Origin of the sequence: Alkalihalobacterium chitinilyticum (genome assembly GCF_029028005.1) — a bacterium.
Lineage (GTDB): Bacteria > Bacillota > Bacilli > Bacillales > Bacillaceae_F > Alkalihalobacterium > Alkalihalobacterium chitinilyticum.
Genome location: NZ_JAOTPO010000032.1, coordinates 1 through 20,389 on the forward strand (window position 1 = coordinate 1; position 20,389 = coordinate 20,389).

A 20,389-nucleotide genomic window follows, 5' to 3' on the forward strand; every position below is an offset into this window, starting at 1 on the left:
AGATGAGATTTCCCATTACGTTAAGTAAGTAAGACCCCTTAGAGATGATGAGGTTGATAGGTCTCGGGTGGAAGCGTGGCGACACGTGGAGCTGAGAGATACTAATCGGTCGAGGACTTATCCAAATGAATAAAGCGTTGAATTCATCTAGCCATTATCCAGTTTTGAGAGAACCACTCTCAATTTAATAAGGATTTATTAAAATACAGTAAAATTGTTAGAAGCGAGAAGTTCGAGGCGACAAGCTCACGAGTAGCGAAATGTACGTTTAAAGGGTACATGAGCAACGCAGAGAGCGCAGTCAACGAAGAAATTCGAAGCTTATCACAATTTTAAAAGTCTAGTGGCGATAGCGAAGAGGTCACACCCGTTCCCATGCCGAACACGGAAGTTAAGCTCTTCAGCGCCGATGGTAGTTGGGGGCTTCCCCCTGTGAGAGTAGGACGTCGCTAGGCACAAAGCACAATCCAATGGATTGTGCTTTTTTAGTATGAAAAAAGGATGAATAAGCTTCAGGCGGTGAAGAGCTTTGGCTCGAAGAGGCCACCCCTTCGAAGGATCAGCCGATGGAAGCATCGTGTGAAGGGGACGAAGCTTGGCAACATGTCGCCCTGTGAGAGGAAACCTTTCTTTTCGTAGAACAACATGAGGGGGCATCGAAGATGAGACTTCATGGATCACGTCCCCGTAGGAAAGAAAGGTTTAAAGGGAAGTCGCTAGGTACAAAGCACAATCCAATGGGTTGTGCTTTTGTTTATTATTTTTTTAAAATTTCTTTCAAAGGGCTGAGTAGGTACTCTTTAGGTATTAAGAGGACTCAGAAGCCCTTATTTGTGTTCCAAATGCCCTTTTAATTGATTTAGGGGACTCACAGGCCCTTATTGCAAGAAATCTTCGTGCATATCACATGGTTTTATGTAAATAAGAGCTTCTCAGTCCTCATAAGTGATCAAAACTATGATTTTAGTAAAAATAAGGGCCTCACAGACCGCGAAACGATAGACGAACATTATAATACATGAAACGTCATCAGAAGCAAAAGAAATTTAGAAAAACTTAAGAAGTAGCCACTTTATAGAGCATCATGTTAAAGGGATAAGAGGAGGTATTACCTTAAGGGTAGCAGGCACCTTTAGTACTTTACTGATTTAAGGTGCCTGCTACCTCTCCCCCGAGGAAAGTGCTTATGTTTTTGAGGCATTGGCAATTTGTTTATCAATAAGTAAGAAAAGAAGTAACGGTACTTTGTCGGTTGCGATTGATAAAAAGTCATAGATAAATGGGTAGTCATGTTCTGGATAGTGGTGAAATAATTCTCCCCACCATTCTGTTTCGTATCTGCAAATCATACTGAGATTATAAAGTATTAAATAATGAGCGATCACTTCTGGAATGTCTAGTAAATCACTTTTATATGGTGATAAATAGTAATTTTCATTTCCATCATATAAGAAGGGGTGACATTGTATGGAACTAATGCAGGTGTCCATACTTATTGAAAAGTGATCGTTGGTTTGATGTTCTAGAATAGGTTTGAATGATTGCTTTGACCGTTCAGAAATATAGGAACAAAAGCTAGAAAGTCCAAATTGGTATTCATCTAATATTTTATTCGGCAACTTCACAGCTTTATGTGAAATCTGCACTAAAAAAGGGTTCTTTTTCCATTCTATTTGTGTAAATAATGAATGTACTTCCCAAACTTGTCGAAGTAAAAGTCTCATTTTGTATTTTTCACTCGAAAAATGTTTCACATGAAACATTTTATTAGAAAAGTGTGTCAATAATCCGTTCTTTTGAATTTTCACTTCATCGTCTAGAAAGATATATTGGCTTTTCTTTCGTTTTCTAGTTGTTACTCCGTGTGCAAGTACTTGGCTTGTTTCCGGGTAATGGGGATCGCTTAATAATAAACAAGCCTTCATGAGCTGCACCATTCCATAAAAGAGGAGCACAGGCTTTATTTCTATAGGTGATGTTTGAACTTGCGAGAAATACTTTTCTCCATGTTCGAGATAATAGATAAAAGGATAGGTGTTTTGAAATGCTAACACTTCACCATCTTTGAACCCTTTTGCTTCATAACAAGATTTCAAAATCAATTGCGTATAATTTGTGGAGCGAAATGGCAGAACCTTATTCCAAATGTTATTTTGAAGTTTCATAAAATCAGTACCCTTTCTATGTAAAGATTGGTATGATTATTTTTAGAAAAATCGGATTACTTTTGCTTTCTTGACAGTAGTTTAACCAATTGTTAAGCTACAAATAATATTTACAGGAAATTCTCAATCATAAACTTATTTATTTGGAGAGGCAGGGAATTATTGTGTGGGAAAATAAGTTTGCTAAAGAAGGATTAACGTTTGATGATGTTTTGCTTGTTCCTCAAAAGTCGGAGATTCTTCCTAAAGATGTATCAGTTCAAACACAACTAACACCAAAGTTAAAGCTTAATATGCCGATTATCAGTGCTGGAATGGACACTGTAACTGAAGCGAGTATGGCTATTGCGATTGCTCGTGAAGGTGGACTTGGAATTATACATAAAAACATGTCCATCGAAGAACAAGCTGAGCAAGTTGACCGAGTGAAACGTTCTGAAAGTGGAGTTATTACGAATCCATTTTACTTAACACCGGATCGTCAAGTGTTTGATGCAGAACATTTAATGGGTAAGTATCGTATTTCTGGTGTGCCAATTGTAGATGAAAACCAGAAACTAGTCGGTATTTTAACAAACCGTGACTTACGTTTTATTGAAGACTATTCGATTCAAATTGATGATGTCATGACAAAAGAGGACCTTGTCACGGCTTCTGTTGGAACAACATTACAAGAAGCAGAAAAGATTTTACAAAAATATAAAATCGAAAAACTTCCCCTTGTAGATGATGAAGGAATTTTAAAAGGTCTTATTACCATTAAAGATATTGAAAAGGTAATTGAGTTCCCGAATTCAGCGAAAGACAGTCAAGGACGACTAGCGGTGGGAGCTGCTGTCGGGGTTACTGCAGACACGATGATCCGCGTTAAGGCTCTTGTTGAAGCTGGAGTTGACATTATCGTAATTGATACGGCGCACGGTCACTCAAAAGGTGTATTAGAAAAAGTACGTGAAGTTCGAAATGAGTATCCTGATCTTGATATCGTAGCAGGAAATGTCGCTACCGCTGAAGCTACTCGTGATTTAATTGAAGCAGGAGCTAGTGTTGTAAAAGTGGGAATTGGGCCAGGTTCAATATGTACTACTCGTATTATTGCTGGAATTGGGGTACCTCAAGTAACAGCTGTATACGACTGTGCAACTGAAGCAAGAAAACATGGCGTTTCCATTATTGCTGACGGAGGTATTAAATACTCAGGCGATATTGTTAAAGCTTTAGCTGCAGGCGGACATGCCGTTATGTTAGGAAGTCTTTTAGCTGGGGTATCTGAAAGTCCAGGAGAGCGTGAAATCTACCAAGGACGCCAATTTAAAGTGTACAGAGGTATGGGTTCAATTGGTGCAATGGAAAAAGGAAGTAAAGATCGTTATTTCCAAGAAAATAACCAAAAGTTAGTGCCAGAAGGAATCGAAGGTCGTATCCCTTATAAAGGACCTTTGAGTGATACTATTCATCAATTAATTGGTGGAATTAGAGCTGGAATGGGGTACTGTGGAACAAAGACAATTACTGAGTTAAGAGAAAATGGTCAATTTATCCGTATAACAGGTGCCGGTTTAAGAGAAAGTCACCCGCATGATGTACAAATTACGAAAGAAGCACCAAATTACTCGATTCAGTCCTAAGAAAAATTGTTCAAAACCCTTAACATAACTGTAATAGATAGGTAATTTACCTATCTATTTTTTTATGATTAGATATGTTACAATACCGTTTGTGTAATGAATTAGGAGGAGTGGTTGTTAATGTTTTCTAGATATAAAAAAGTAGTTAGTTATACGCTGCTTTGTGCAATTGTATTTGTAACTTTTTTTGGTTCCATCCAAAAAGTTGAAGCGAGTATAGATTTAATAGCAGAATCTGCTATTTTAGTAGATGCCCATACCGGGAAAGTGTTGGTGGAAAAAAATGCTGATGTGATGTTGCCGCCAGCAAGTATGTCTAAAATGATGACGGAATATCTCGTTTTAGAGGCAATTCATAACGGAACAATTGCTTGGGACCAAACAGTTCCAATCTCTAGTTTTATTAGTAACATGTCTCACCAAGCAGGTTCTTCTAATGTATTTTTAGATCCGGATGAAGCGTACACTGTAAAAGATTTATATGAAGCAATGGCGATTGAATCTGGAAATGCTGCAACGATTGCATTATCTGAATTAATTGCTGGTGGTTCGTATGCTCGGTTTGTTGAACGTATGAATGAAAAAGCAGCAGAAATGGAACTTGGAGAGTATAGCTTTGTGAACTCAACAGGATTGCCGAACCGCTCTTATCGGGGTCAGCATGTTGCAGGAACAGAAAATGATGAAAATCGCTTGTCAGCACGTGCAACTGCAAAGTTAGCTTTTCATTTAATTAATGATTTTCCAGAAATGTTAGATACGGCGAGTATACCAATGATGAGATTTCAAGGTGAAGTTTTAACGGGAGTAGATTCGCAAGCTTGTTTAAATGATTGGACATGCATGAGAAACTGGAATGAGATGTTACCTGGCTTAAAGCATGAATATCAAGGCATGTTAGGACTCAAAACCGGATATACTAACGAGGCAGGTTACTGCTTTACGGGTGTAGCTGAGCGAAATGGAGTTACCTTGATTTCAGTAGTTATGCGATTAAAGGATTTAGATGATAGATTTACTGAAACCCAGCGTCTCATGGATTATGGATTTAATAACTTCGTGCAGCACGAAGTACATCTTGAAGATTTATTTGAAGAAGGTGTTGCGACGATCCCAGTAGTAAATGGAAAAGTACGTGAAGTGAAAATTTCAGCAAGTGAACCTTTAAAAGTTTTAGTCAAATCAGGTGAGGAAGAAGCTCTTGAACCTCTACTAGAAATAGACCCTGCTTTAATGACAGATGACGGTGAATTAAAGGCACCAATTGAACAAGGTGAAGTCATCGGTACATTGTCTGCAGTTAATAAAAGTGATACAGAGTATGGACACCTCTTCGGTCATGAATTGCCTCATGAAATCGTTTTTGTTGAGACAGCAGAAGATGTGGAACGTGCAGGCTTCTTTAGCAGAGGAATGCGCGGGATTGGCGGATTTTTCTCAAATGTATGGACGAGTGTTGCTGATACAGTAAAAGGTTGGTTTAACTAAATCCAACCTTCTTTATCTCTTTCATTTGCTTTACTTTAGAAAAGTGGTACAATAATTACTGAAAATTTATTATATTGTGCGCGTGTTGCTAGGTAGAATTACATAGCTACGATATACAACAACACGAAAAGCTTTAGAGAATCGTATAGGAGGAATTACTAATGGTACAAACGGGAACAGATCGTGTAAAACGTGGAATGGCAGAAATGCAAAAAGGCGGCGTCATTATGGACGTTATTAATGCAGAGCAAGCAAAAATAGCTGAAGCAGCTGGTGCAGTTGCGGTAATGGCATTAGAACGTGTACCTGCAGATATTCGTGCAGCAGGTGGAGTATCTCGTATGGCTGACCCAACAATTGTTGAAGAAGTAATGGGTGCAGTTTCTATTCCAGTAATGGCAAAGTGCCGTATCGGTCATATTGTTGAAGCTCGTATATTAGAAGCTCTAGGAGTAGACTATATTGATGAAAGTGAAGTTTTAACTCCTGCGGATGAAGTATATCACTTAAACAAAAACGAGTATACTGTACCTTTCGTATGTGGAGCTCGTGATATCGGTGAAGCATCTCGTCGTATTGGTGAAGGCGCAGCAATGCTTCGTACAAAAGGTGAGCCAGGAACAGGGAACATTGTAGAAGCTGTTCGTCACATGCGTATGATACAGTCACAAATTCGCAAAGTTGTTTCTATGTCAACGGATGAGTTAATGACCGAAGCTAAAAATACTGGTGCTCCATATGAGGTCCTTCTTCAAATTCAAAGAGAAGGTAAACTGCCTGTAGTTAACTTTGCAGCTGGCGGTGTGGCGACTCCTGCAGATGCTGCATTAATGATGCAGTTAGGCGCAGACGGAGTTTTCGTTGGTTCAGGGATCTTCAAGTCAGATAATCCTGAAAAGTTTGCTCGCGCAATCGTTAGAGCAACAACACACTTCCAAGATTATGCGTTAATTGCTGAACTTTCTAAAGATCTAGGATCAGCTATGAAAGGGATTGAAATTTCATCTTTAAATCCTTCAGAGCGTATGCAAGAGCGCGGCTGGTAATTCCAACTGTTACTTGTAGAAAGGAAACTTTACTATGATTAAAATTGGAGTGCTTGCTCTTCAAGGTGCAGTACGTGAACATGTGAAATGTTTGGCTGCTCCTGATGTAGAAACTGTCATTATTAAAAAGGTTGAACAATTAGAAAATATTGATGGTCTTGTTTTTCCAGGTGGAGAAAGTACGACGATGCGCAGGCTGATTGATGAATATGGTTTCTTTGAAGCCTTAAAGGAATTCGGGGCAAAAGGTAAACCAATCTTCGGTACATGTGCTGGTCTTATTCTAATGTCTAAACATATTGTTGGACAACCTGAAGGGCATTTAGGATTTATGGATATGACAGTGCAAAGAAATGCATTTGGTAGACAACGAGAAAGCTTTGAAACCGATTTAATTGTTACAGGAATCGGTGATGATGTCCGTGCAGTCTTTATTCGTGCACCGCTCATCGTAGATGTTGACGAGAATGTAGAAATTCTTTCAAAGTTTAATGAAGAAATTGTTGTTGCAAGACAAGGGCATTATCTAGCGTGTTCATTCCATCCTGAGTTAACAGATGATCACCGTTTTCATCAGTATTTCGTAGACATTGTACGTGAATCAATCAATACAAAAGTACAAGCTTAATCATATAGATATTTAAAGCGTCGAAGGGATTTAAGTAACAATCATGATTTGTCATCAGAGAGTCGGTGGTTGGTGTGAACCGATCAAATGTGATTGTGAATTCTGCCCCCTGAGTGAAATGTCAAAGACGAGCTCTTGAAGCATTTCCGGTAACAGCCGTTAACTGTTTAAGAGGTGTTCATAATTTCTTGTGCAACGTAATCATGAACGCAAAAAGGGTGGCAACGCGGGTGCTCTCGTCCCTTAGTTATAGGGACGAGGGCTTTTTGCGTTCTCTCATTTATTTTTCAAAGAGAGACTAAATTTACGTGTTTTGCACCTCATTTTCTTACTCCTAGGTATAAACTTTCAAAAGTTAAGGAAATAGTGAATAATGGAATATAGATATGTTATGGGAGGTTTAAAAGATGCTCGATATTAAATTATTGCGAAAAGATTTTGATGGTATAAAGAAAAAATTAGAAATGCGCGGCGAGGAATTATCAGGTATTGATCAATTTCAAGAGTTGGATGAAAAAAGAAGGTCTATTATTGTAGAAGTTGAAGAGTTAAAAAGTAAGAGAAATGCGGTATCACAAGAAGTTGCGCAGTTAAAACGCGAGAAAAAAGATGCAGATGATCTCATTTTACAAATGCGTAACGTTTCTGATCAAGTTAAGCAACTTGATGAGCAATTACGTACACTTGAAGAACAATTAGATCATCTATTACTAACCATTCCCAATGTGCCTCATGAGTCAGTTCCTGTCGGTAATAGTGAAGATGATAATGTCGCTGCTAGACATTGGGGGGAGAAACCCGACTTTTCATTCGAACCAAAACCACACTGGGACCTGGCAACTGAGTTAGATATATTAGACTTTGAACGAGCAGCAAAAGTAACGGGAAGTCGTTTTGTCTTTTATAAGGGACTAGGAGCAAGGTTGGAACGTGCTTTAATAAACTTCATGATGGATTTACATGAGGACCAACATGGATATGAAGAGATTTTACCGCCATATATGGTTAATCGTTCAAGTATGATTGGAACAGGTCAGCTTCCAAAGTTTGAAGAAGACGCATTTAAAATTCGCGAAGAGGACTACTTCTTAATCCCAACAGCTGAAGTCCCAGTTACGAATTTACATCGAGATGAAATTCTATCAGTTGACCAGTTGCCAATTGCATATACGGCATTTAGTGCCTGCTTCCGTTCAGAAGCCGGTTCTGCTGGGAGAGATACAAGAGGACTTATACGACAGCACCAGTTTAATAAAGTAGAACTTGTACGTTTTGTTAAACCGGAAGATTCTTATGATGAATTAGAAAAACTAACGGGACATGCTGAAAAAGTATTGCAGCTTTTAAACCTTCCATACCGAGTGATGAGCATGTGTACAGCAGATCTAGGCTTTACTGCTGCGAAAAAATACGATTTAGAAGTCTGGATACCTAGCTACGGCACATACCGAGAGATTTCTTCTTGTAGTAATTTCGAGGACTTTCAAGCAAGACGAGCAAATATTCGCTTTAAAAGAGACGCGAAAGGAAAAACTGAGTATGTTCATACATTAAATGGATCGGGACTAGCATTAGGTCGAACTGTTGCAGCTATATTGGAAAACTACCAACAAGAAGATGGCAGTGTCATCATTCCAGAAGTACTTCGTCCATACATGGCAAATAAAACAGTAATAAAACCAAAATAATGTAAATTTTAGGTCAAGCTATGATAAAGCTTGGCCTTTTTCTTTTACAAAAATTTAAAATAAGTTTTATTAGAAAAGCACCAGAAATAGGAATAGAAAATATTAGTTTTGCATATTCGTAAAAAAAAACATGTGTTTTTTCTAATTTCGAAATAGAACTTTTTTTAAAATTTAGTTTTTGTAAGGGCTTCCAATCGCCTGGTATTACTAGTTTGTAAGATTTTATACTATAAAAAAATTAAAAAATAAAAAAACGAATATTGCAATTGTATACGATATTACTTATAATGACCTTATTGAATTAAAAGTTTTTACGAAATTTACAGAAATATTAATTTAATAGTGTAGGTTTTCGTAAAGATTTTTAAGTGGACTTATTTGAAAACGTAAAGTGATGTGGTAGCGTGAGTAAATTAGATACTATGGATTTTGCTATATTAGGATATTTACAGGAAAATGGCAAAAGATCTTATACTGAGATTGCTAAATTGTTGGACGTAAGTGAAGGCACAATTCGAACAAGAATTAACCGCATGCTAAAAGAAAATGTGTTTGAGTTTGTAATTCATACTAACCCAAATAAAGTAGGTTTAAACGTTCAAGCGATTATTGGAATTTCAACCAAGTTGGGAAGTCAGGAAAAAATTGCAGATCAACTAAATCAGTATTCAGAAGTACGCTTTGTCGGTGCTTTCTCAGGAAGACACGATTTAATCATACAAGCCTACTTTAAAAACAACGAAGATTTAGTTCATTTTGTAAATAAAGAGTTGGCTAAAATGGACGGTATAATAAGTGCTGACGTTAATATAGAGTTAAAGCAATATAAAGACTCATTTTCTTACGTACAAGAAAAAAATGCTTAGTTTATTTGGAAGTAACTATCACAAAAAATAAATCGCAGCAAGAAAAATTGCAGAGTAGATTGAGGTGCAAGAATGGATAAAAACGTTCTCTTAGAAGTAAAAGGATTAAAAACGCAATTCTTTATGGACGATGGTAAGGTTGCAAAAGCTGTCGATGGAGTAGACTTTGAGATTCGCAAAGGTGAAACACTTGCTCTTGTAGGAGAATCAGGTAGTGGAAAAAGTATTACATCTCTATCGATTATGCAACTAATTCAATCACCGCCAGGAAAAATTGTAGCAGGGTCTATTGAATTAGAAGGAAAAGACCTACTGAAGTTATCAGAAAAAGAAATGACAAATGTTCGCGGTAATGATATCGGGATGATTTTCCAAGAGCCGATGACTTCATTAAACCCAGTGTTCACAATTGGTAATCAAATTGCGGAACCATTAATGAAGCATAAGAAAATGAAGAAAAAAGAAGCGTATGCTAAAGCACTAGAACTATTGAAGCTAGTAGGTTTCCCGCGTGCTGAGGAAATTATCAATGAATATCCTCACCAACTTTCTGGTGGTATGAGACAGCGTGCTATGATTGCAATGGCACTTTCCTGTAATCCGAAGCTGTTAATTGCTGACGAGCCTACTACTGCACTTGATGTTACCATTCAAGCACAGATCCTAGACTTGATGATAGATATGAAAGAAGAGTTTGGTTCATCAATTTTAATGATTACACATGACTTAGGTGTTGTAGCAGAAACAGCTGATCGTGTAATGGTTATGTACGGTGGACAAATTGTAGAAAGTGCGGATGTAAAAGAGTTATTTACAGATCCGAAGCACCCTTATACAGTAGGTCTATTAGCTAGTATGCCGCAAATTGATGACGATAAAGAACGTTTAGAAGCAATTCCTGGGATGGTTCCACCAGCCCATAATTTCCCACAAGGTTGTCGCTTTGCTCCACGTTGTAAACATGCTATGGAAAAGTGTACAAACGACGTACCAGAACTTTATGAAGCAGGACCAGGACATAAAGTACGTTGTGTTCTTTATGACGGAAAGGAGTAAATGATGTCTAACAAAGAGAATTTACAACAAGACCGAGAGAAATTAGTAGAGGTAAAAAACTTAAAAAAATACTTTCCAATCAAAGGCGGCATCCTTGGTCGTCAAGTCGGGAATGTAAAAGCTGTTGATGATATTAGTTTTGATATCTATAAAGGTGAAACATTAGGTATCGTTGGAGAGTCAGGATCAGGTAAATCAACAATGGGCCGTGTTTTACTTCGTTTACTAGATCCAACTTCAGGGACGGTCAAGTTTGATGGGCAAGATATATCCACAATAAGCCAACGAAAACTTCGACCATTACGTAAAGATATGCAAATGGTATTCCAAGATCCATATGCATCTCTTAACCCGCGTATGAGTGTCGGACAATTAATTGAAGAGCCAATGTTGGTCCAAAATACGCTATCTTCACAAGAGCGTAAAGATATGGTTGTTGAACTATTAGGTAAAGTAGGCTTACCACCTGAAGCACGTATGAAGTATCCGCATGAATTTTCAGGTGGACAACGTCAACGTATCGGTATTGCTAGATCTTTATCAACAAAACCAAAGTTTATTATCGGTGATGAACCTGTATCTGCACTTGATGTATCGGTTCAATCACAAGTATTGAATATTATGGATGATTTACAAGATGAATATGGATTAACGTACCTATTCATTGCCCATGATCTAAGTGTTGTAAAACACATTAGTGATCGTGTAGCTGTTATGTATCTAGGTAGAATAGCTGAAATTGCACCTAAGCATTCATTGTATGACAAACCGCTTCACCCATATACACAAGCGTTATTGTCTGCTGTACCATCAACGAAAGTTCACGCAAAGAGAGAAAAAATTAAGCTTTCTGGTGATTTGCCGAGTCCGTCAAATCCACCAACAGGCTGTTCGTTCCATACGAGATGTCCTCAAGCACATGATCGTTGTAAAGCTGAACGCCCTGATTTAACTCACATGGGAGACGGCCATTACGTGGCATGTCATTTGTATACAGAGCCAGAACCAAAGATTGAGCCAAAAGAAGTTTAATACATGCTTTTACCTTTTTGGGAGGTGATTGTTCAATAGAGAAGTGTTTGAAAGATAGCTTCACACAGTTATTTTATGTATTAAAGACATTTTCAGGGGGGAAAACAAAATGAAGAAAAGTTTAACATTAATGTTAGCTGGTGCTTTATCACTAGGTACGATCCTTGCTGCTTGTGGTGGTGGCGGAGAAGAAGCACCAACAACTGATCCAACAGAAGATACTGAGCAAGGTGAAGAGCAAGCTGCAGGTGAGCCACAAGAAGGCGGTACATTAAATGCTGCTATGTTCTCAGCTCCAGCTGGTCAATTTAACCCAATCTTCTATTCTGACTCTTATGAGGCAAACATCTTAGACCTCACACATGAAGCTCTAATCTCTTTAGATGAGGAGTTACAATGGATTCCATCACTTGCTAAAGAGTGGGAATTTAATGATGATTTTACTGAATTAACTTATTTCTTAAATGAAGATGTTAAATGGCATGATGGTGAACACTTTACTGCAGATGACGTAGTATTCACATATACTGCAATCGCTGACCCTGATTATACGGCTGCTGGTGGAGTACGTGTTGACTACGTAAACCAATTAGTTGGCTATGAAGAGTATGTAGCTGGTGAAGCTGATACTTTAGCAGGTGTTGAAGCAGTAGATGAGTTCACTGTTAAATTCACATTCAAAGAGCCAAGTATTACTGCAAACCAATATACTAGTTTCTCAATCATTCCTAAGCACGTATTTGAAGATGTAGCTGTAAAAGATATGCCTGAGCATGCAGCTTCTCGTAATGCTGGTAATGTAGTTGGTACTGGTCCATTCAAATTAACTGATATTCTAGAAGGGCAACAATATATCTTAGAGCGTAACGAAGATTACTGGCAAGGTAAGCCTTACCTTGATCGTGTAGTTTGGAAAGTAGTTAACCAAGACGTAATGCTTGGTCAACTTCAAAACGAAGAGCTTCACATGGTAGGTCTTCCTGGTGGAGTACCAGCAGCTGACGCTCAAGATGTAGAAGCAATGCCAAACGTAACATTAGTTCAAGACCAAGACTTTGGTTACCAATACATGGGCTTCAAGCTTCACCATTCAGCTGGTGAGCAAAGTGATTGGACTGACAAGTCTGGATGGGTTCCTAACGAAAAGTTACAAGATGTTAACTTACGTCAAGCAATCGCATTCGCTGTTAACCGTCAAGGTTTCGTAGATGGTCTATTATATGGTTCTGGTACTGTATTAAATGCTCCATTCCCAGAAGCATCATGGGCATTTGATCCAGAAGCAGTAAATCAATATGATTTCAACCCTGAAAGAGCTATTGAAATCTTAGACGAAGCTGGATATGAAGATGTTAACGGAGACGGTTTCCGTGAAGATCTAAATGGTAATGAACTTACATTAAACCTTGACTACCCAACAGGTAACCAAGTTCGTGAGCGTACAGCTCCAATCATTAAAGAAAATTTAGAAGCTGTAGGTCTTCGTGTAAACATGCGTAGCCCTCGTGAAGCTGCTGCTCACTTCGAGTTAGTTGAGAAAAACAACACGGATTGGGATCTTTATTTAGCTGGATGGGGACTTTCAACTGGTGATCCAGATCCATCTGGAATTCACAGATCAACTGCTCCATACAACTATTTACGTTGGGATAACGCAGAAAGTGATGAGTTATTATCAAAAGCATTACAAACTCCAGAAGCGTTTGACCTAGAATACCGTCAACAAGTATACCGTGACTGGGCAAATCTTTATTCACAAGAGCTTCCAGCATTACCGTTATACAGTGCTAACGTAAACGTTGCATTTAACACTAAGTTCCACGGTTGGACTGTAAAACCTCGTAATGTAAATGCTGACTCGCATTTATGGTGGTTAGAACAATAATTTTCTTTTAGTAGAAGTACATGGGTGCATGGTCTAGACCTGCTATGCACCCCCTTTTACTGAGTAGGAGGAGGACAATCATGTATAAGTACATCATTCGAAGGGTCTTGCAATTTATACCTATGCTTTTTATCGTCACAGTTGTTATTTTTGCATTAGCGTATGCAGCACCTGGAGACCCGTTATCTGGTGAAATATTAGATCCAAATATTCCGGCTGAAGTGTTGGAAGAGCGAAGAGAAGCATTAGGGTTAAATGACCCCGTACCAGTTCAATATTGGAATTGGTTATCTTCTGTAGCAGTAGGTGATTTTGGACAATCCATGCACTATACAGGACGTTCAGTAAGTGAACTCATTAGTTCACGTTTAATGAACACGTTATATCTATCTTTATTCGCACTTTTTATAACGATCGTAGTTGCGATTCCAATTGGAATTTATTCTGCGAGAAAACCATATTCTTTGCTTGACTATAGTGCAACTACATTTGCTTTTCTCGGTCTTGCAACTCCTAACTTCTTTGCAGCCTTAATTGGTATTTACGTGTTTTCATTCCAGTTAGGTTGGTTCCCGTCTCAAGGAACAGTTTCAACGATCGGTTTGACAGGTTTCGAATTATTCTTTGATAAATTGAGACACTTAGTTTTACCTGGATTTACTCTTGGGTTAGCAAGTACTGCTATTTACATGCGTTATATGAGAACTGAAATGATGGAAGTTATGGGTAGTGACTTTATTCGTACAGCAAAGGCGAAAGGTTTAGGGCCAAGACCTGTACTATATAAGCACACTCTTCGAAATGCATTAATTCCGATTATTACGCTACTCGGTTTTGAATTTGGAACATTATTAAGTGGTGCCGTTATTACTGAAGCGGTATTTAACTATCCTGGATTAGGAACACTGTTTTTAAATTCTATTATGAATAGAGATTATCCGGTTATTATGGCGATCAATTTACTTTTAGCGGTAACGATCCTTATTGGTAACTTACTTGCTGATATTTTCTATGCTGTAGTAGATCCAAGAATACGTTACGATTGAGGTGAGCGCGATGAATAATACAACTAATGTTGAACAAACTCAAAAACCTGCAAAAAGTGCGAGCCCTTTACAGCTTGCAATGCGTCGCTTCCTTCGTAATAAACTTGCAGTTGCTGGGATTTTTATATTAATATTCTTTGTTTTAATAGCACTTTTTGCACCTTTTTTAACTACTCATGATCCTACCAAGTCTAATCTTATGAATGTAATGGCAAAACCAAGTGCAGAACACTGGTTAGGAACGGATAGTTCTGGACGAGATAACTTTGCACGAATGGTTTATGGATCACGGATTTCACTAACTGTTGGGGTCGCAGCCATGGCCTTTACGTTATTGATTGGTGTTGTGTTAGGTTCGTTAGCAGGTTATTATGGCGGTAAAATTGATAGTTTAATTATGAGGGCTGCAGACCTAATGCTCATATTCCCATTCTTACTATTAGTTCTTACAATTATGGCTATATTAGAAAGAATAAGTGTACCTATCTTTATAACAATCATAGCACTAACGACATGGCCGAATATAACGAGGATTTTACGTGGTACTTTCCTATCTTTACGAGAAAAGGAATTTATACTAGGTGCTCGTTCAATTGGTTGTTCAGATTTTCGTATCATTGTAAAGCACTTCCTGCCTAATGCAGTTGGTCCAATTATTGTTAATGCGACATTAATGATGGCAACAATGATCATTATAGAGTCAGGTTTAAGTTTTATTGGTTTCGGTATTCCTCAACCAACTCCAACTTGGGGTAACATGGTTACTGAAGCGAGAAGTTTACGTGTATTAACTCAGCATCCAGAAGCATGGGTTCCGCCTGGTTTGGCTATACTATTTACAGTACTAGCAATTAACTTTATTGGTGATGGACTACGAGATGCATTTGATCCGAAGACGAAACGCTAAAAAAATCCCTGCATATGCAGGGATTTTTTTCAACTTCATGAATAATAACTTGTTACTGAATAATACTTTCTAATAGAATGTAGCAGAGAGGAATGTACGTACGAATGAGAGGTAATAAATGGAACAATCAGTTGAAGAAGAGCGAGCTTGATGCTATGGAAAAAACATTTCTTCGGTGGATCAGTGTCAAAAGACTAGAAGAAGATATACATCAGCGTGGGAAGGAAAGGCCTTAATACATATGAACTGTGAATATACAGATGAATACTTTATGCAACTAGCGATTGAAGAAGCAAAGAAAGCTATGAATTTGGATGAAGTACCAATTGGGGCTGTCATTGTGAAAGAAGATCGTGTCATTGCTTCTGCTTTTAATTTAAGAGAAAAGACTCAACAGGCAAATGCGCATGCGGAAATGCTCGCGATTGAAAAAGCGTGTGAACAGTTAAAAAGTTGGAGGTTGCTAGACTGCACGTTATACGTAACGTTGGAGCCGTGTCCGATGTGTGCTGGTGCAATTGTGCAGTCACGTGTAAAACGTGTTGTATATGGTGCAGTTGACCCTAAAGCAGGTTGTGCCGGCACTTTTTATAATCTATTAAATGATGAACGTTTTAACCATCAAGCAGAAGTAACAAAAGGTGTACTTGAAGTACAATGTGCTCAATTGCTCAAAGATTTTTTTAAAGCTTTGAGACAAAAACAAAAGATTAATAAATAACAGTTCAATAAATGTGTTATAATAAAATTAGCAATTAGTTACGTCTTTTCATTACCAAGGAAATAAAATCCACCCGAAGAAATGTATTACTATTGCATTCTTTATTAAAAACCTCTATACTAGGTTATGCGTCACATAAGAGGCGCACTTAAAAATGTTATTAAATTTGTCGTGCTAGGTGGGGAGGTAGCGGTGCCCTGTACTCGCAATCCGCTGTAGCGAGGCTGAATCCCTTCTCGAGGTCTTGTTGTCGTGAGGTCTGACCTAAGTAAGTGGTGTTGACGTTTGGGTTCTGCGCAACGGAAACCCATGAACCCTGTCAGGTCCGGAAGGAAGCAGCAGTAAGTGGCCCCTTCCGTGTGCCGCAGAGTCGCCTGGGCTGAGCTAACTGCTTAGGTAACGCTTGGGGCAACTTGATCGAAGGAAGGTGCACGGCTTTAAATTTATATATGATATGTAAAACAGCTTTTTATAAGCTGTTTTTTTATTTGTCTTTTGAAAAAACAAGTGTAGTTAAGGTATAATGAAGTCAATAGTGACCGAGGAGGAGAAGTCGTTGGGATATCAAGCACTATATCGTGTATGGCGCCCACAGCAATTGGGAGATATTGCGGGACAAGAACATATAACGAAAACGCTACAAAATGCGTTAGTACATAATAAATTTTCCCATGCGTATCTCTTCACAGGACCTAGAGGAACAGGGAAAACCAGTGCTGCCAAAATTGTAGCAAAAGCAATCAATTGTGAACAAGCGCCAGTCCCTGAACCGTGTAATGAGTGTAAGTCGTGTAAAGGAATTACGGACGGATCAATAGTAGATGTTATTGAAATTGATGCGGCTTCAAATAATGGTGTTGATGAAATACGAGATATTCGTGATAAAGTAAAATTTGCACCAAATGAAGTTCGTTATAAGGTTTATATTATTGATGAAGTTCATATGCTTTCAACAGGTGCTTTTAATGCGCTCCTAAAGACATTAGAGGAGCCGCCAAAGCATGTTATCTTTATTTTAGCAACAACAGAGCCTCATAAAATCCCTTTAACGATTATCTCGCGTTGTCAGCGTTTTGATTTTAAAAGAATCTCAAATGAATCTCTAGTAGGACGAATGAAATTTATCGTCAGTCATTACGATACGGAAGTAAATGAAGATGCTCTTCAGATGGTAGCACGCGCTTCCGATGGAGGAATGCGTGATGCGCTCAGTTTACTAGATCAAGCGATGTCCTATTCAGAAGGAACGGTAACACTTGAAAACGTTCTTTCAATTACAGGGGCCGTGTCGCAAAACTTTTTAACTGAAATTGTTAATGCAATTCAAGAAAAAGACTCTGTTAAAGCATTAAAATCCGTTAATATGCTTCTTTCTGAGGGGAAAGACCCACAACGTTTTATAGAAGACTTAATCTATTACTATCGAGATATTCTGTTATATCAAACGGCTCCTTCGCTTGAGGCGATGTTAGAAAGAGCTAAAGTCGATGATGCTTTCAAGAAGTTAACAACAGATATATCACCTGCTTCTATTTATGAGTGGCTACACTTATTAAGTGAAACCCAGCAAGCAATGAAGTGGGCGACACAAGGAAAGATCTTTTTAGAACTGGCGATTGTTAAGCTATGCCAGTCTTCTGCATCACCAGCAGTAGAAAATGTTGAAAATGAAAAGGTTATTTCTTTACAAAATAGGTTAGAAAGTTTAGAGAAAGAATTAAAAGACTTAAAATCAGGACAAGTGATAACTGCACCTAGCGAAAAGCGGAGCGAGGGAAGTAAACCATTGCAGCGGAGAAGTTCCGCATCTGTTGGGAGTAAAGGAGTACCCCCTCAAATAAAAGAAGTCTTAAAGAAGGCAACAAAACAAGATTTACAATTGGTGAGCAGTCAATGGGGACAGGTAATGGACCAAATAAAGCAGCATAGTGTTCCTGCGCAGGCTTGGTTAAGTGACTGTAAACCGGTTGCTGCTTCAAGTGAGCATATTGTTCTGGCGTTTCAAAATGAAATGCATAGAGATATGATTGAAACCAAATTTCGATCTAATGTAGAAACTGTTCTTCAACAAGTTTATCAAAAACAAATCGGATTCTTTTCTATTTTATCGATTCAATGGGATAAAATAAAAGAAGACTTCTTGAAGGAACAACGTGGTGGTGCATCTGAGCCAGAAGAAGATCCGATTGTTGAAGAAGCCATTAAATTAGTGGGTTCAGATTTAATAGAAATTGTAGAAAGTAAATAATATTTGGAGGTAAGGAAAAATGAAAAACATGGGACAAATGATGAAACAAGTACAAAAAATGCAAAAACAAATGATGCAAGCACAGGAAGAGCTAAAGGAAAAAACGGTTGAAGCAACAGCAGGCGGCGGAATGGTTACTGTTGTAGCAAGTGGAGATAAACGTATCCTAGATATTAAAATTTCAGAAGAGGTTGTCGATCCTGACGATGTAGATATGCTACAAGATTTAGTATTAGCAGCAATGAATGAAGCACTGAAAAAAGTAGATGAATTAGTTGAACAGGATATGGGTAAATACACAAAAGGAATGAACATGCCAGGATTGTTTTAATGGAATGTAGTACCTAAGGGGAGGTCAACTATTTGCAATATCCTGAACCTATAGCAAAATTAATGGAAGGCTTTATGAGATTGCCAGGCATCGGCCCAAAAACAGCCAGTCGTCTGGCCTTTTTTGTTCTAGATATGAAAGAGGACGATGTCTTAGATTTTGCAAAAGCCTTAGTCAATGCAAAACGAAATCTAACTTATTGTTCTGTCTGCCATAATATTACGGATACCGATCCGTGTCGTATATGTGAGGATACGAAAAGAGACCGTTCGATCATTTGCGTTGTTCAAGATGCAAAAGATGTCATTGCAATGGAGAAAATGAAAGAATACTTCGGTTTATACCACGTCTTACAGGGAGCGATTTCGCCAATGGATGGGATAGGTCCCGAAGATATAAAAATTCCCGAACTTTTAAAGCGACTGCAGGATGAAACGGTACAAGAAATTATCATTGCAACGAACCCTAATATTGAAGGTGAAGCAACTGCAATGTATATATCTCGTTTAGTTAAACCTACAGGAATAAAAGTGACTCGTATTGCTCACGGGCTTCCTGTTGGAGGAGATTTAGAATATGCAGATGAAGTTACATTATCAAAGGCCATTGAAGGAAGACGAGAGTTGTAATTTTTTCTTTGATTGGAGCGAGCGGTATGTTCTTTAAGAAAAAACATCGTATTCGTAAAGAAGAAAACGAGAGACTTTTAATATTAATTGATGAGATGAAGCAAAAGCTGACAAATCAACAGTTGCTCGTAAAAAAAAGTTTAGATCCTTCACCAATGGTTCTCAATGAACTAAAAGTGACTGAAGCTAAATATATGTTTTTGTTACGAGAAGCGAGAATACGACAAACAACAAAGAGCGATAAGGATTAATATCCTATCGTTCTTTTTTCATAGCTTGTTTCATATATGTAGTAATAGAAACTTGGACAAGAATGAATTAGTGTTGGTTAGAATTTAGAAACGGTAAGAAAGGAGAAGGTAAAAGTGGATCCTATTTTAATTGTTGCCTTAATTGGCGGACTTATTTTTCTGCTATTAATAGTAGGAGCTCCTATCAAACCATTGAGGTTTGCAGGTCAGGCAGCAGTAAAGTTGATGATTGGAGCACTATTTCTATTCTTTTTGAATGCATTTGGGTCCCTAATTGACTATCATATACCCATCAACATAATAACGGCATCAGTTTCAGGGTTGTTAGGTATCCCAGGTGTCCTGTTGTTAGTTGCAATTGAACAATTTGTTTTATAGAATGGATGAGGGAAATAAAATCCCTCATTTTTTTGTGAAAAAAATGTTGCATAATATATTTATACATGGTATATTATTTCTTGTCGCTAACGAGTGACTCAAATTAATTAAGATAACTTGTTGACATTTCGTTATCAACTTGTTATGATAGTTAAGTCGCCATTGAGTGACAACAAAAAAGTTCTTTGAAAACTGAACAAAAAGCCAAGCGAAATAAATGAGATACATGATATCTCGTCAATGTTTTAAAAACGTCACGTTTGTGACAATGAGCTATATCAAACACTTTTATGGAGAGTTTGATCCTGGCTCAGGACGAACGCTGGCGGCGTGCCTAATACATGCAAGTCGAGCGGACCTTATAAGAGCTTGCTCTTATAAGGTTAGCGGCGGACG

General features: G+C 38.1%; 18 protein-coding genes, 3 rRNA genes, 1 other RNA gene and 1 other annotated feature. Of the genes, 21 read left to right on the forward strand and 1 reads right to left on the reverse strand.

Annotation, left to right across the window (positions count from 1 at the left end; all coding sequences use genetic code 11):
• Nucleotides 1-125, forward strand: a 23S ribosomal RNA gene (locus N7Z68_RS23630); the annotation flags it as partial.
• A gap of 214 nt (nucleotides 126-339) precedes the next feature.
• Nucleotides 340-455, forward strand: a 5S ribosomal RNA gene (rrf, locus tag N7Z68_RS23635).
• A 729-nt stretch (nucleotides 456-1,184) separates the two neighbouring features.
• Here the strand turns inward: rrf and N7Z68_RS23640 are convergent.
• Nucleotides 1,185-2,165 (reverse strand): YaaC family protein, encoded by a 981-nt coding sequence (locus N7Z68_RS23640; protein WP_275120892.1) that lies wholly within the window; start codon nucleotides 2,163-2,165, stop codon nucleotides 1,185-1,187.
• A gap of 164 nt (nucleotides 2,166-2,329) precedes the next feature.
• On the opposite strand from N7Z68_RS23640, the gene guaB reads away from it, so the two are divergent.
• The 19 genes from guaB to N7Z68_RS23735 all read left to right on the forward strand — a co-directional run.
• Complete coding sequence (gene guaB, locus N7Z68_RS23645) at nucleotides 2,330-3,793, forward strand: IMP dehydrogenase (protein ID WP_275120893.1); 1,464 nt, start codon at nucleotides 2,330-2,332, stop codon at nucleotides 3,791-3,793.
• 120 nt (nucleotides 3,794-3,913) lie between these two features.
• Entirely contained in the window at nucleotides 3,914-5,281 is a 1,368-nt protein-coding gene (locus N7Z68_RS23650; protein WP_275120894.1) for a D-alanyl-D-alanine carboxypeptidase family protein, read from the forward strand.
• Nucleotides 5,282-5,442: 161 nt separating this feature from the next.
• Nucleotides 5,443-6,327, forward strand: a complete 885-nt coding sequence (gene pdxS, locus N7Z68_RS23655) for a pyridoxal 5'-phosphate synthase lyase subunit PdxS (protein WP_275120895.1) — start codon at nucleotides 5,443-5,445, stop codon at nucleotides 6,325-6,327.
• A gap of 34 nt (nucleotides 6,328-6,361) precedes the next feature.
• Nucleotides 6,362-6,955, forward strand: coding sequence for a pyridoxal 5'-phosphate synthase glutaminase subunit PdxT (gene pdxT / locus N7Z68_RS23660; protein ID WP_275120896.1), 594 nt, complete (start codon nucleotides 6,362-6,364; stop codon nucleotides 6,953-6,955).
• An 11-nt stretch (nucleotides 6,956-6,966) separates the two neighbouring features.
• Nucleotides 6,967-7,202 (forward strand) — a binding site (T-box leader).
• A gap of 160 nt (nucleotides 7,203-7,362) precedes the next feature.
• Complete coding sequence (gene serS / locus N7Z68_RS23665; protein ID WP_275120897.1) at nucleotides 7,363-8,643, forward strand: serine--tRNA ligase; 1,281 nt, start codon at nucleotides 7,363-7,365, stop codon at nucleotides 8,641-8,643.
• A 404-nt stretch (nucleotides 8,644-9,047) separates the two neighbouring features.
• Nucleotides 9,048-9,509, forward strand: a complete 462-nt coding sequence (locus N7Z68_RS23670) for an Lrp/AsnC family transcriptional regulator (protein ID WP_275120898.1) — start codon at nucleotides 9,048-9,050, stop codon at nucleotides 9,507-9,509.
• A gap of 72 nt (nucleotides 9,510-9,581) precedes the next feature.
• Nucleotides 9,582-10,565, forward strand: a complete 984-nt coding sequence (locus N7Z68_RS23675) for an ABC transporter ATP-binding protein (protein ID WP_275120899.1) — start codon at nucleotides 9,582-9,584, stop codon at nucleotides 10,563-10,565.
• A gap of 3 nt (nucleotides 10,566-10,568) precedes the next feature.
• Nucleotides 10,569-11,597 (forward strand): ABC transporter ATP-binding protein, encoded by a 1,029-nt coding sequence (locus N7Z68_RS23680; protein ID WP_275120900.1) that lies wholly within the window; start codon nucleotides 10,569-10,571, stop codon nucleotides 11,595-11,597.
• A 109-nt stretch (nucleotides 11,598-11,706) separates the two neighbouring features.
• On the forward strand, nucleotides 11,707-13,482 hold the full coding sequence (locus N7Z68_RS23685; RefSeq protein WP_275120901.1) for a peptide-binding protein: 1,776 nt from the start codon (nucleotides 11,707-11,709) through the stop codon (nucleotides 13,480-13,482).
• A gap of 80 nt (nucleotides 13,483-13,562) precedes the next feature.
• Entirely contained in the window at nucleotides 13,563-14,528 is a 966-nt protein-coding gene (locus N7Z68_RS23690) for an ABC transporter permease (protein WP_275120902.1), read from the forward strand.
• 10 nt (nucleotides 14,529-14,538) lie between these two features.
• Nucleotides 14,539-15,435, forward strand: a complete 897-nt coding sequence (gene opp4C / locus N7Z68_RS23695; protein WP_275120903.1) for an oligopeptide ABC transporter permease — start codon at nucleotides 14,539-14,541, stop codon at nucleotides 15,433-15,435.
• Nucleotides 15,436-15,676: 241 nt separating this feature from the next.
• Nucleotides 15,677-16,156, forward strand: coding sequence for a tRNA adenosine(34) deaminase TadA (gene tadA, locus N7Z68_RS23700; RefSeq protein ID WP_275120904.1), 480 nt, complete (start codon nucleotides 15,677-15,679; stop codon nucleotides 16,154-16,156).
• 169 nt (nucleotides 16,157-16,325) lie between these two features.
• Nucleotides 16,326-16,591, forward strand: an RNA gene (ffs, locus tag N7Z68_RS23705) — signal recognition particle sRNA large type.
• Between the two features lie 121 nt (nucleotides 16,592-16,712).
• A complete protein-coding gene (gene dnaX / locus N7Z68_RS23710; RefSeq protein WP_275120905.1) occupies nucleotides 16,713-18,404 on the forward strand; it encodes a DNA polymerase III subunit gamma/tau in 1,692 nt (563 codons plus the stop codon).
• Nucleotides 18,405-18,423: 19 nt separating this feature from the next.
• Nucleotides 18,424-18,735 carry a YbaB/EbfC family nucleoid-associated protein gene (locus tag N7Z68_RS23715; protein WP_216831792.1) on the forward strand — a complete coding sequence of 104 codons (312 nt, stop codon included), beginning with the start codon at nucleotides 18,424-18,426 and terminating at the stop codon, nucleotides 18,733-18,735.
• A 32-nt stretch (nucleotides 18,736-18,767) separates the two neighbouring features.
• Nucleotides 18,768-19,364, forward strand: a complete 597-nt coding sequence (gene recR, locus N7Z68_RS23720) for a recombination mediator RecR (RefSeq protein WP_275120906.1) — start codon at nucleotides 18,768-18,770, stop codon at nucleotides 19,362-19,364.
• 26 nt (nucleotides 19,365-19,390) lie between these two features.
• Nucleotides 19,391-19,615, forward strand: a complete 225-nt coding sequence (locus N7Z68_RS23725) for a YaaL family protein (protein WP_275120907.1) — start codon at nucleotides 19,391-19,393, stop codon at nucleotides 19,613-19,615.
• A gap of 114 nt (nucleotides 19,616-19,729) precedes the next feature.
• The gene (locus tag N7Z68_RS23730; RefSeq protein WP_275120908.1) at nucleotides 19,730-19,993 is read left to right on the forward strand and encodes a pro-sigmaK processing inhibitor BofA family protein; all 264 of its coding nucleotides are present in this window, start codon (nucleotides 19,730-19,732) and stop codon (nucleotides 19,991-19,993) included.
• A 287-nt stretch (nucleotides 19,994-20,280) separates the two neighbouring features.
• A 16S ribosomal RNA gene (locus N7Z68_RS23735) occupies nucleotides 20,281-20,389 on the forward strand; the annotation flags it as partial.

What these genes read in the sequence shown, in the direction of transcription:
- N7Z68_RS23685 (WP_275120901.1), top strand. Translation starts at nt 11,707, where the DNA reads ATGAAGAAAAGTTTAACATTAATGTTAGCTGGTGCTTTATCACTAGGT.
- pdxS (WP_275120895.1), top strand. Translation starts at nt 5,443, where the DNA reads ATGGTACAAACGGGAACAGATCGTGTAAAACGTGGAATGGCAGAAATG.
- N7Z68_RS23725 (WP_275120907.1), top strand. Translation starts at nt 19,391, where the DNA reads ATGTTCTTTAAGAAAAAACATCGTATTCGTAAAGAAGAAAACGAGAGA.
- opp4C (WP_275120903.1), top strand. Translation starts at nt 14,539, where the DNA reads ATGAATAATACAACTAATGTTGAACAAACTCAAAAACCTGCAAAAAGT.
- N7Z68_RS23640 (WP_275120892.1), bottom strand. Translation starts at nt 2,165, where the DNA reads ATGAAACTTCAAAATAACATTTGGAATAAGGTTCTGCCATTTCGCTCC.
- N7Z68_RS23690 (WP_275120902.1), top strand. Translation starts at nt 13,563, where the DNA reads ATGTATAAGTACATCATTCGAAGGGTCTTGCAATTTATACCTATGCTT.
- N7Z68_RS23675 (WP_275120899.1), top strand. Translation starts at nt 9,582, where the DNA reads ATGGATAAAAACGTTCTCTTAGAAGTAAAAGGATTAAAAACGCAATTC.
- N7Z68_RS23650 (WP_275120894.1), top strand. Translation starts at nt 3,914, where the DNA reads ATGTTTTCTAGATATAAAAAAGTAGTTAGTTATACGCTGCTTTGTGCA.
- pdxT (WP_275120896.1), top strand. Translation starts at nt 6,362, where the DNA reads ATGATTAAAATTGGAGTGCTTGCTCTTCAAGGTGCAGTACGTGAACAT.
- N7Z68_RS23715 (WP_216831792.1), top strand. Translation starts at nt 18,424, where the DNA reads ATGAAAAACATGGGACAAATGATGAAACAAGTACAAAAAATGCAAAAA.
- tadA (WP_275120904.1), top strand. Translation starts at nt 15,677, where the DNA reads ATGAACTGTGAATATACAGATGAATACTTTATGCAACTAGCGATTGAA.
- serS (WP_275120897.1), top strand. Translation starts at nt 7,363, where the DNA reads ATGCTCGATATTAAATTATTGCGAAAAGATTTTGATGGTATAAAGAAA.
- N7Z68_RS23680 (WP_275120900.1), top strand. Translation starts at nt 10,569, where the DNA reads ATGTCTAACAAAGAGAATTTACAACAAGACCGAGAGAAATTAGTAGAG.